Source organism: Marinibium conchae (genome assembly GCF_015595035.1).
Classification (GTDB): Bacteria; Pseudomonadota; Gammaproteobacteria; order Enterobacterales; family Alteromonadaceae; genus Glaciecola.
The window spans coordinates 746,731-757,925 of record NZ_JADNRN010000001.1; the positions used below are offsets into that span (position 1 = coordinate 746,731).

General features: G+C 43.0%; 7 protein-coding genes. 5 read left to right on the top strand and 2 right to left on the bottom strand.

Annotated elements, in window-relative coordinates:
- Positions 1-85: 85 nt before the first annotated feature.
- Positions 86-586: a DUF2802 domain-containing protein gene (locus ISG33_RS03125; RefSeq protein WP_195732088.1), complete on the top strand. Its 501-nt coding sequence runs from the start codon at positions 86-88 to the stop codon at positions 584-586.
- On the opposite strand, the gene ISG33_RS03130 is transcribed toward ISG33_RS03125, so the two are convergent.
- Positions 552-3,293: a DEAD/DEAH box helicase gene (locus ISG33_RS03130; RefSeq protein ID WP_195732089.1), complete on the bottom strand. Its 2,742-nt coding sequence runs from the start codon at positions 3,291-3,293 to the stop codon at positions 552-554. The two genes, ISG33_RS03125 and ISG33_RS03130, sit on opposite strands and share 35 nt — an antisense overlap.
- A 184-nt stretch (positions 3,294-3,477) precedes the next feature.
- Here ISG33_RS03130 and ISG33_RS03135 point away from each other — a divergent pair, with 184 nt between their 5' ends.
- The 4 genes from ISG33_RS03135 to ISG33_RS03150 all read left to right on the top strand — a co-directional run bounded on the left by ISG33_RS03135 (position 3,478) and on the right by ISG33_RS03150 (position 8,916).
- A complete protein-coding gene (locus tag ISG33_RS03135; RefSeq protein WP_195732090.1) occupies positions 3,478-4,401 on the top strand; it encodes a homoserine O-succinyltransferase in 924 nt (307 codons plus the stop codon).
- 88 nt (positions 4,402-4,489) lie between these two features.
- Positions 4,490-5,551, top strand: coding sequence for a homocysteine S-methyltransferase family protein (locus ISG33_RS03140; protein WP_195733009.1), 1,062 nt, complete (start codon positions 4,490-4,492; stop codon positions 5,549-5,551).
- 95 nt (positions 5,552-5,646) lie between these two features.
- Positions 5,647-8,274: a methionine synthase gene (metH, locus tag ISG33_RS03145; protein WP_195732091.1), complete on the top strand. Its 2,628-nt coding sequence runs from the start codon at positions 5,647-5,649 to the stop codon at positions 8,272-8,274.
- A gap of 9 nt (positions 8,275-8,283) precedes the next feature.
- Positions 8,284-8,916: a DUF938 domain-containing protein gene (locus tag ISG33_RS03150; RefSeq protein ID WP_195732092.1), complete on the top strand. Its 633-nt coding sequence runs from the start codon at positions 8,284-8,286 to the stop codon at positions 8,914-8,916.
- Between the two features lie 258 nt (positions 8,917-9,174).
- On the opposite strand, the gene ISG33_RS03155 is transcribed toward ISG33_RS03150, so the two are convergent.
- Positions 9,175-11,142 carry an alpha/beta hydrolase family protein gene (locus ISG33_RS03155; protein WP_229333437.1) on the bottom strand — a complete coding sequence of 656 codons (1,968 nt, stop codon included), beginning with the start codon at positions 11,140-11,142 and terminating at the stop codon, positions 9,175-9,177.
- Positions 11,143-11,195: the final 53 nt, after the last annotated feature.

Sequence of the window (11,195 nt, forward strand, 5' to 3'; positions counted from 1 at the left end):
TATTACGATTTTAAAACCGCGCATTGTCGCGGTTTTTCGTTACTGCTATGCTAGTGCTCACAAACATCATTTTAGCGAAGCACTCATGCCAACTTTCACCCTTTCCTCATTTAGCATCATTATTATAGTGGTCGTAGCATTCAGCTTTGCACTGGTGATTGCACTTGTGTCCTTGATGGCAACTCGGAAACTGAGTCTTAAACTACATACTTCTTTGGGATTAATTAAGAGTCTACATAGCATGCTTGAAGCTGAGTTAGCGAAAGTGAATGACCTGAAAGAGTCTATGGCAGGCTATCAAGAAAGAGTGGAGAGCGAGATTCAAAAGCAACAAGGGCTCATTGCATCAAGTTCGCAAAGCATTGGCAATCAGGCTAACCAGCTTTCATTGCTACAAGAACAACTCAACAACTTACAGGCACAATGCGATGAGCTTGCTCTGCAAGAGCCTGCAGCGAAAATTTATTCTAAAGCGCAAACCTTGGTAAAATCTGGTGCATCAGTCGAGGAAGTCATGGAAGCCTGCGATCTGCCCAGGGCCGAAGTAGAAGTCATGGTCGGCTTTCAACAGAAGGCGAAAGACTAGCCAGTACATTCTCGATACAACGTTCGCTTTGTTCACACCAAAGAAGGTATGGAATAGCCACTATGTTGAGCCCGGCGCGTTGAATGAGTTTGTACATATTCATTTCGTAAAAGCCCTCCCACGGACCAGGGTAGCCAATGAGGTCAATGACCAGATATTGCTTATTTTTACTTACGAGGAGATCAACGTAGTTACCTAAGACCTCATAGCCAACCCAACAGCTAAGCCCTCTTTTTTCTAGCGCTTCTTTGACGGATTGTTGAAATGCATCAGGTTGTTTATCCTCTGCATGAGCGCTTTTGAAACTGTCTATAGAATCAAGGTATTTTCTAAGCAAATTGGACGGATTCAAGGCTAATTTGTCGACAGAAAGAAAAAGGTGCTGAGCAGATTTAGCTCTGGTTATTGCAACATTAAACATATCTTCTTTGTTTAAGTAGGTGGCTGATCTAGCTGAGTCATTATCAATAGCAAATGACATTAACATGAGGTCTCGTTCCTCTCCTTGAAAACCGTAAGGCGTAGCCACCTTAATGTCATGTTTTTCAAGAAGCTCAATACTGATGGCTTTTTCAATAAGCGATGCTATATATGATAGCTGTTTACTATAAGGTGAGAGAACGCCTATGGTCCGTGAAATAGGCTTATCGGCATCTTCTTCGATGGATGTAAGTAAATACGCTAAAAGCGCCTCTGCCTCGACCTTGTTTATGCCCTGATTATTTCGCTTACCATTAAACGAATGCACATGCAGATGACCAGCACTCGCACATGGGCGATGTTGCATAATTCGTAATCGCTCTGAATAGAAGTGTTTATTGCTAAAGGCTATTAACTCTGGCTCGCTCCTGTAATGTTCGTCCAAAAATGAAACCTGCCTCTGCTCCCTAACACAGTCGATCGCAAGGTCTAGGATGCTATTGTCACGATAACTCACTATTTTTTGTTCTTCTGATAACGCTAACTCTTCTGCTATCTGATTTTCTTTTTGTTTAGCAAGGAATGAAAAGTGGCGTAACTGCTTTTGGTCGCCCACTATCATTGCTCTTTTTGCACGGTACACAGCAGGCAAAGACGCAGCAATATTGCACTGGCTTGCTTCATCTATGATAACTAAGTCAAAGAGTTCAGCTTGTAAGGGCAATACCTTGTGTAAGGTGCTTGTACTTACTAGCCATATTGGAAAGCCGCTTAATAGCGAAGCAAAGTTCACGGCCCTAAAATACTCGCTTTGTTTTGACGAAGAGCGAGCTCTAATCGCTTTGTTTAAGCCTTGAATCGTAGGCCTGTCGTGACTTAATAATGTGGCTATCTTTGTTGTTTTGCTTGCATGCAAATATTGTTTAGACAAATTTTCTTTGCTGGCAACTAACGCTTTGAAAGTGTCTAGTTTTTCCCAAATTGAATCAATGTCACCACCCACTTTCGCAAACAGCGAGCGTTCAAGTTTAAACATCAAAGCATCCCACAGAGAGCCTTGACTGTTTTGTAAGCGATAGCTGCGCTTACCCTGCTTTTCGGCCTTAATATGCAAAGCAGTAAGTTGGCTTTCGATATTATGTATCGCCGCGACATGCTTCTGAATCTCAGCACTTAGTGTTTGATGTTTGCCAGCTTGAGCTAATTTGTGCTGACCAGATAGCAGGTCGCTTAAATAAAGTTTTAACTGTTTGAGGAAGACTTTTTGCCCACTTCGTATGAAACTGTTTTCAAGCGCGAAGTCGATAGATAGCTTATTTGCAATAACATCTAAGGCGGTTTCGGACCCAGCCACAATCAGTGTACTTTTGCCACGTAACATGTGCTCAGCGGCCACCCCTGCAATGGTGAAACTTTTTCCTGTGCCGGGTGGTCCGGTCACGACGCCAAGGCTTTCCTCGCTAGCGATTCGCATTATATCGATTTGGGCACGACTAAAAACACAGGGTAGATAAGGATATTGTAGCTTTTCTGTGTTTTTATTAGCGCTATTTGTGTCATTTTTACCTAAAAGAGACAATAGCGAGGTGGGATTATTACTTGCCTTATCACTGAAAAATTTACCTATCTTTGTGAGTTCATGCAAAATTCCTCGGCTGCTTGTGGAACGATCAATCAAGGCCAAGGTAGAAATAGGTTGAACAGAGAGTAAATTGGCTGATGTTGCATCTTCAGCGATTTTTTTTGTGCTGAGTTTGGGAAAGCGCATTGCCGGAGATATGTCGATGTTGAAAGGACTGTATTTTAGATATTCACTCCAGTAGCTTGGATCATGAATGCGAGTAGTGTCTATCGCTGGTAACTGTTCGGTATTTGGCAATAGCATTGCAAGTAGATCTTCGTTCACGCGCGCATCGCTACTGGAAAAGTAGTGTCCGTATTCGTCAGTCTCTATTTTCGCTTGACGATAAATCAGTGGGCTAAATATGCTAGATGAACTAGCAAAGCTAGACGTTGATGGCGACAATAGTGACGCCTTGCCACAGATGAAGAGACAACAGTGCAACAAGGTTTTTTCACGTAAGTAAATTTGCGCTTTTTTTGACAATGCCTCTGCGGATTTGGGCAGAAGTGCAGCGCGGTGAATTTCGTTTACAGCGACTTCATCGTTTCCTTTCAAAAACACAATGTCACTGCTTGCTAAACGAAACAAGTTACGCAGGTTGAAATCAGCAGAGTCTGCGGCATAACAAGCTCTATAGTATTCAACGATCTTAGCTTCTTGCACCTTAATTGTTTTCCATTTCAGTTCTAGCTTATGCCAACATCTTAACAGTTAATTTCCTTAATTCCATGATCAGGTCGATCTCGCTTATATTAATTAGACGTCTAGACGTAAAGATGTTGACATTTTATGGATTGTTGCCAAAATGACGCTACCAACGTTTGTTTTGCACCCAATAAGGTGAGTAATGCCAATCAATATTCCAAGCAATCTGCCAGCTCTAGATGTTTTGCTCAAAGAAAACATCTTTGCGATCGATAGTAATCGTGCAGACAGTCAAAATATAAGACCATTGGAAGTGGGTATTTTAAATTTAATGCCCAATAAAATTGAGACTGAAATACAAATCTTACGCTTACTATCAAATACGCCAATCCAAATTAATGTAGACTTGATCCGCATCGATGAAACCATTCCAAAGAATACTCCCAAGTCTCATATGGATGCTTTCTATCATGAATTTAGCCAAGTTGCAGATAAAAACTATGATGGGTGGATAGTGACTGGCGCGCCGCTCGGTCTGTTGGAATATGAAGATGTAAAGTATTGGAACAAGATGACTGAATTGCTTGATTGGGCCCGAGAAAATGTCCAATCAACAATGTTTTTATGTTGGGCTGCTCATGCTGCCATGTATCACTATTATGGCGTACAACGCCAACTGAGGGATAGCAAACTATCAGGAGTGTTTGAGCACAGTGTTGAGCAACCAAACGATGAGCTTATGCGAGGTTTCGATCCACTTTTTTGGGCGCCACATAGTCGCGTCGGGGAAATATTACGTAGTGATTATGAGTCAGTTGACGGCTTGTCCGTTATTGCTCACTCAGAAATAGCCGGTACTTATATATCGGCTACTGATGATCGTCGATTGGTCTTTGTTACTGGTCATCCCGAATATGACGCATCTACCTTGCAACAAGAGTATGAACGCGATTTGGCTGCAGACTTAAATCCGCAATTACCACAGTCGTATTTTATAAATGATGATCCACAACAAGAGCCAATGGTTCGATGGAAGTCACACGGTAGTCTTTTGTTAACCAATTGGCTGAATTATTATGTGTATCAAAATACGCCCTATGATTTAACGCAGTTGCGACGAAAATAAATTAAGAAGATTGCTTACTCAGCATGAATATTACAATTAGAGAAAAACAGTGACTAAAACAAACGAGATAGCTGCTAGCAACACCATTATTCAGGCCAGTAATGAAGCGAAAAGGAAATTAGAAGTCGCCGCAAATGAACGAGTGTTAATTCTCGACGGTGCAATGGGAACAATGATACAAAAACATCAACTAGATGAAGCAGCCTATAGAGGTACACAGTACGCCAACTGGCATTGTGATGTGAAAGGCAACAATGACCTATTATCGGTTACACAACCTGAGCTCATTAAGAACATTCATAAAGAATACCTAGAGGCGGGTGCCGATATCATTGAAACCAACACCTTTAATGCAACGACAATTTCAATGGCCGATTATGACATGCAGGATGAATCTCGTTTGATTAATCAGCAGGCTGCAAAAATCGCACGTGAAGCCGTGGATGAATTTAATGCGCTAACACCAAACAAGCCACGTTTTGTTGCGGGCGTTATCGGCCCTACCAGTCGCACGGCCTCAATTTCTCCTGATGTGAACGACCCAGGCAAACGCAATGTGCATTTTGATGAGTTGGTTGAGGCTTATAAAGAGTCGACCCAAGCGTTAATCGAAGGGGGCGTCGACTTAATATTAATTGAAACGATTTTTGATACCCTTAATGCTAAGGCTGCTTCTTTTGCTGTTGAAACTGTGTTTGAAGAAATGCATATTACCTTGCCTGTCATGATTTCTGGCACCATTACCGATGCTTCGGGCAGAACGCTTTCAGGGCAAACATCGGAAGCCTTTTACTATAGTATGCGCCACGTAGCACCATTTTCTATTGGTTTAAATTGTGCACTGGGTCCCGACTTATTGCGTCAGTACGTTGCTGAAATATCACGAGTCGCTGAGTGCAGGGTATCTGCTCATCCAAATGCCGGTTTGCCAAATGAGTTTGGCGAATATGACATGGAAGCTGAAGAACTCGCAGAGCACCTTCAAGAGTGGGCAGAATCAGGTTTGGTTAACATATTGGGTGGTTGTTGTGGCAGTACGCCTGAACATATTCGTCAAGTAGCGGAGGCTGTTAAACATTTAGCACCTCGAGAGCTTCCCGAGATTGAAGTGAAAATGCGGTTATCGGGGCTAGAGCCCTTCGTACATTAGTTAGGCTTTGAGAAACGGCGCTTATAGCTCAGTCGCTCTTATCTAAACTCTATGGTTTGTAAGTAAATATCAACAAATTGTCATCAGGAAGTATCGTGTCAGCAGAATTTTCTAGTTTTATCAATGTTGGTGAAAGAACTAACGTAACAGGCTCAGCGATGTTCAAGCGCTTGATCCTCGAAGACGACTTTGAGAGTGCCTTGGATGTCGCGCGTCAACAAGTTGAAAACGGTGCTCAAATTATTGATATCAATATGGACGAGGCTATGCTCGACTCAGAAGCTGCCATGGTCAGATTTTTGAATCTTATTGCATCTGAGCCAGATATATCCAGAGTGCCCATCATGATTGACTCCTCTAAGTGGTCAATCATCGAGGCTGGTCTGAAGTGCGTGCAAGGCAAGGCAATCGTCAATTCCATCAGTTTGAAGGAAGGTGAGGCGCCTTTCTTGGAGCAAGCTAAAAAAATTAAACGCTACGGTGCGGCAACAGTCGTCATGGCCTTTGATGAAGTAGGCCAAGCGGATACTCAAGAACGTAAATTTGAAATATGTAAACGTAGTTACGATCTTCTGGTTAACACGGTGGGCTTCCCGCCAGAAGATATTATATTCGACCCAAATATTTTTGCTGTTGCCACTGGTATAGAAGAGCACAACAATTACGCCGTTGATTTTATAGAAGCAACGCGTGAAATAAGAAGCAAACTGCCGCATTGTCATGTTTCCGGAGGTTTATCTAACATCTCTTTTTCTTTCCGTGGCAATAACCCCGTCCGCGAAGCTATGCATAGCGTATTTTTGTATTATGCCATCCGTGCGGGCATGGATATGGGAATAGTCAATGCTGGGCAGTTGGAAGTGTACGATGAGATTCCACTAGAACTTCGAGATGCCGTTGAAGATGTGATTTTAAATCGCAGCCCTGATGCTACCGATAAGCTACTTGAACTCGCCCCTAAATATCAAGGTGGTGGCAAAGTTGCGGCAAAAGAAGACTTAACATGGCGAGAGCAAGATGTGAAAAAACGTCTTGAGCATGCCTTGGTGAAAGGAATTACTGATTACATAATAGACGACACTGAAGAGGCTCGTTTACAAGCAGAAAAGCCTCTGCATGTTATTGAAGGCCCACTGATGGACGGAATGAACGTAGTGGGTGATTTGTTTGGCGAAGGCAAAATGTTCTTGCCTCAGGTGGTTAAATCAGCACGCGTAATGAAAAAAGCTGTTGCACATTTGCAACCGTATATTGAAGCAGAGAAGGACGGTGTTCAGCGCTCCAACGGTAAGATTATCATGGCGACGGTGAAGGGCGATGTGCATGATATTGGTAAGAACATCGTAGGTGTTGTGTTGCAGTGTAATAACTTCGAAGTGATTGACTTAGGGGTAATGGTGCCAGCGGCCAGAATATTGCAGGTCGCAAAGGATGAAAATGCCGATATGATTGGACTTTCAGGCCTAATCACTCCGTCGCTTGATGAAATGGTACAGGTTGCTAAGGAAATGCAACGCTTGAAGATGGATTTGCCTTTGCTGATAGGAGGCGCTACAACTTCAAAAGCGCATACCGCGGTTAAAATAGAACAAAACTACGATCATCCCGTGGTGTATGTGCCAAACGCCAGCAGGGCGGTGGGTGTATGTCAAAAACTTATCTCACGAGAACATAGGGCACAATACGCTGCTCAAATAACTGCTGAGTATGAGAAAGTACGCGTTCAACACGCGAAGAAAACCCCACGTACAAAAGCAATCAATTTTGTTGATGCTAAAACAAATAAATTCACTTGCGATTGGGCGTCTTATCAAGTTGCTAAGCCAAATTTCATTGGTGTAAAAACGGTAGAAGTCGACTTAGCAACACTTAGAGAATACATCGATTGGACTCCGTTTTTTATCACTTGGTCCTTAGCTGGCAAATACCCACGAATTTTGAATGATGAAGTTGTGGGCGAAGAAGCGAAATCCTTATTCAAAGACGCTAACGACATGCTAGATCTATTTATTGAGAATAAGTCACTAACTGCTAAAGGTAGAGTGGGTATATTCCCTGCCAATAGCGACGGTGAAGATGTTAAAATTTTTGATAGTCAACAGCCTGATACAGTGATTGGCGTAGCGCATCATCTTCGTCAACAAACCCATAAACCTAAAGGTCCAAATTATTGCTTGAGTGATTTCATTATGCCTGAAAGTGAAGGCCGCCAAGACTATATGGGTGCATTTGCTGTTACAGCAGGAATTGGTGAAGATGAGCTAGCAAAGGCCTATGAGGCGGATGGGGATGATTACAATTCTATTATGAGTAAAGCGGTTGCCGACCGGCTCGCTGAGGCTTTTGCTGAATATCTGCACGAACAAGTAAGAAAAGAGCTTTGGGGTTATGCTCCTGATGAGGCACTAGACAATGCAGCACTTATTGGTGAAAAGTATCAAGGTATTCGACCTGCGCCTGGCTATGCGGCTTGTCCTGAGCATACTGAGAAACAGCTTATTTGGGATCTACTTGATGTCGAAGCCAGTATTGGTATGAAGTTAACCTCGAGCTACGCAATGTGGCCGGGAGCAGCTGTGTCGGGTTGGTATTTTTCGCATCCTGAGTCTCGCTATTTTGCCGTCGCTAAAATTCAGCAAGATCAATTAAAAGACTATGCGCAAAGAAAAGCATGGGACATTGAGTATGCTGAAAAGTGGCTTATGCCGAATTTACATGACTAGAGATGCGTTGTGAGTGGCGATAAACCTTTTAGCCAAGCTTGTGAAAATAACAAGGAGCCAATTCTGGCTGAACTGAAACGTGTTCTTGTTAAACATCGGCATGTTCTCGAGGTGGGCAGTGGTTCTGGGCAGCATGCCATTCACTTTGCAGCCAATTTGCCTCATCTTAATTGGTATTGTTCAGATGTTGAAAACTATCATCATGGCATCAATCAGTGGATTGATGACTATCCAAGCGCTAACCTGCATAGGCCTTTTGCTCTCAAACTTGCGCGTGATGAATGGGTTAAAGGGCCCGTGAAGCTAAACACGACTGGAATTGAAAGCAGCTCGGAAGTATTTGATGCTATTTTCTCGGCTAATACTGCGCACATTATGCTTGAGCATGAGATCAAGGCGCTTATGCATTCGGTTAGCGATAACCTTCCTTCGGGTGGCGTATTCTGTCAGTACGGGCCATTTATAGTAGATGGTAAGTTCACCAGTGATAGCAACCGTGCTTTTCATGAGAAGCTCTTAGATAGTGGCAGAGGTGGTTATCGTGATATTGATGAGCTTGCTGGGTGGGCACCCAAGCTTGTCCTACATGAGAAAGTTGATATGCCAGCAAATAATCTAATGCTTGTTTGGCGTAGTGCTTAGTTGTTTAGTAATTAACTGTTTGATAAATAGTATAGAGGGAGGCTCAACCCTCTAGAAAACACGCTTTACGCCATCGATGGCCGCTCTCCAATGGCATCCTTGCCATTGGACGGTTTTCTAGGGGGTTGAGTCTCCCTCTATACTTCTCGCCTTACAAACACGCATTACGCCATCCATGGCCGCTCTCCAATAGTATATCTTCCAACAAGTACGAAAAAGGCTCCGTATGGAGCCTTTTTGATGTAACTGAGTTTTTATTTACTTAGTTGCCGCTATTGATTTTCCGCTGAAGCAGTAATTATCAAACCAGTCTACAAGCTCGCCATAAAACTGCATTTTATGCTCGTAAAACAAGGTATTTGAAAAGTGGTCGGCGCCTTCAATTTCAGTATATTTAAAATTGTTGGTATGTTTTTTTAGCTCTTCAATGAAATCACGACTATGTTCGATAGTAACTTGGCGGTCAATATCACCGTGTACAACATATAAAGGTATATTCACCTTTGATACCTCTTTCACGGGATCAATACCACGTACGGTAGGTGATTGGAAAATACGCAAATAACGGCCTCTGTTTATCACAGATAACCAGCGATTTAAATCACCAACCGAGGCCCCTGCGGCAGAACACTTGTAGATTTGTGGGTCTCTCGTTGCCGCAACAAGCGATGCATAACCGCCGAAGCTCCAACCAAACATCGCTAACCTATCTTTATCAGCCAAACCTTTTTCGACCAGATAAAGCGCAGCGTCGTCTAAGTCATCCTGCATGGCTTTACCCCATTCAGCATCTCCGGCCTTCCATAGTTCTAGGCCAAAACCAGTTGATCCTCTAAACTGCGGTTGAACCACCAGATAGCCATTATTAGCTAATAACTGCGACCATTCGTCATAAATGTTAACATCACGACTCCAAGGTCCACCGTGAGGGTGAACAATGGTAGGAAAAGGTCCTTTACCTTGTGGGATCGTAACGTACGCAGGAATAACCATACCGTCACGCGCCTTGTACTTTATCCAGCGAACTTTTGCGAGCTTGTCATTGTCGATCAGCGGTGCAGTATCGCCGATAAGGCTTAGTTTCGTTTTGTTTTCTAAGAGATAATATGTGCCAGGATCGTTCGGACCAGAAGTTCTGATAACAATCATATTGTCGTCTTCCGAACGGCTATTTAAACTCACGAACTTTTTAGGGAAATTCGCCTCAATGGCTTCATATAGTGCCGCCTCATTTTCGTCAGTCCAGTAAACCTTGGGATGTTTTCCGGTATAAGAGTAACCAAGCAAACGACCGCGGTCAGCCATTTTATTTGAAATAACAATACTGTCTGCATCATACGACTTCAGACCAAATAAACGCTCCGAATATTCTTTTGTTTCAATATTATATCTATAAATTCCCGCTGTATTTTGACCTAAGGTAGCACTAACAAATATTTCATTGGGGTTGTCTTTATTGAAATACAAGAAGTCAAAAACTTCACGGCTTTCGGGTTTATTTTGATGAACTAATTGCCATTCTTCTGAACCTTTAGACCTGGCGTAAAGGTTAATTGCACTGATTGTTGCGTCGTAACCCGTTCCAGCTCGAACTTCGCCGTCACTATCCACGACAAAGCCGCCATTTACGGTATCGTTACCGCGCAAAATGGTCCTAGTGCGGCCTGTATCGATATCGTATCTGATAATATCGGGTCTACCGTCTTCGTCAATGTCATAGTTCAACAGAATGACGTCTGGGTCCTGTGGAAAGGTACTAACTATGCTAAAGCGAGCTGATTCGTCTTTTGCAAAAGGCACATCCCATTTTCCTTTGCCATCGGCATTCACTATGGCGTTCTTACTTACCCAATAATTGCGAGCACCATCTACAATATTTTGACGAAAGTACATCATCAATTTTTTATTATTTAGCCAAGTATAGCCTGTAAGCTCCATCTTGGCAGCACCCAGAGTAACAGGTTTTGCGCTAAGGTTACTCGTCGGTCTAATTTCGACTACATAATCACCACGTTTTGACGTCGCTCTCATATAGGCTAGCTTTTTACCATCCCGACTCACTGACACACTGCGCATAGCGGGCTCGATAGCGAAAGCTTCAATCGGCATCTTGACGCTGTCAGTTTCATTCTTTGCTTTATCTTCTGCCGCTACATTACCGGCAAAGAGCAATGCGCTACCTAAAATAAAACTTGTGGTGAGAAAGTGTTTTTTTAACATCTTCATCTTCTCCTTGTTTTGATAAAAAAAGGCTCCCAAACCAGCGGTCAGAGAGCCTC

What these genes read in the sequence shown, in the direction of transcription:
- ISG33_RS03125 (WP_195732088.1), top strand. Translation starts at nt 86, where the DNA reads ATGCCAACTTTCACCCTTTCCTCATTTAGCATCATTATTATAGTGGTC.
- ISG33_RS03155 (WP_229333437.1), bottom strand. Translation starts at nt 11,142, where the DNA reads ATGAAGATGTTAAAAAAACACTTTCTCACCACAAGTTTTATTTTAGGT.
- ISG33_RS03135 (WP_195732090.1), top strand. Translation starts at nt 3,478, where the DNA reads ATGCCAATCAATATTCCAAGCAATCTGCCAGCTCTAGATGTTTTGCTC.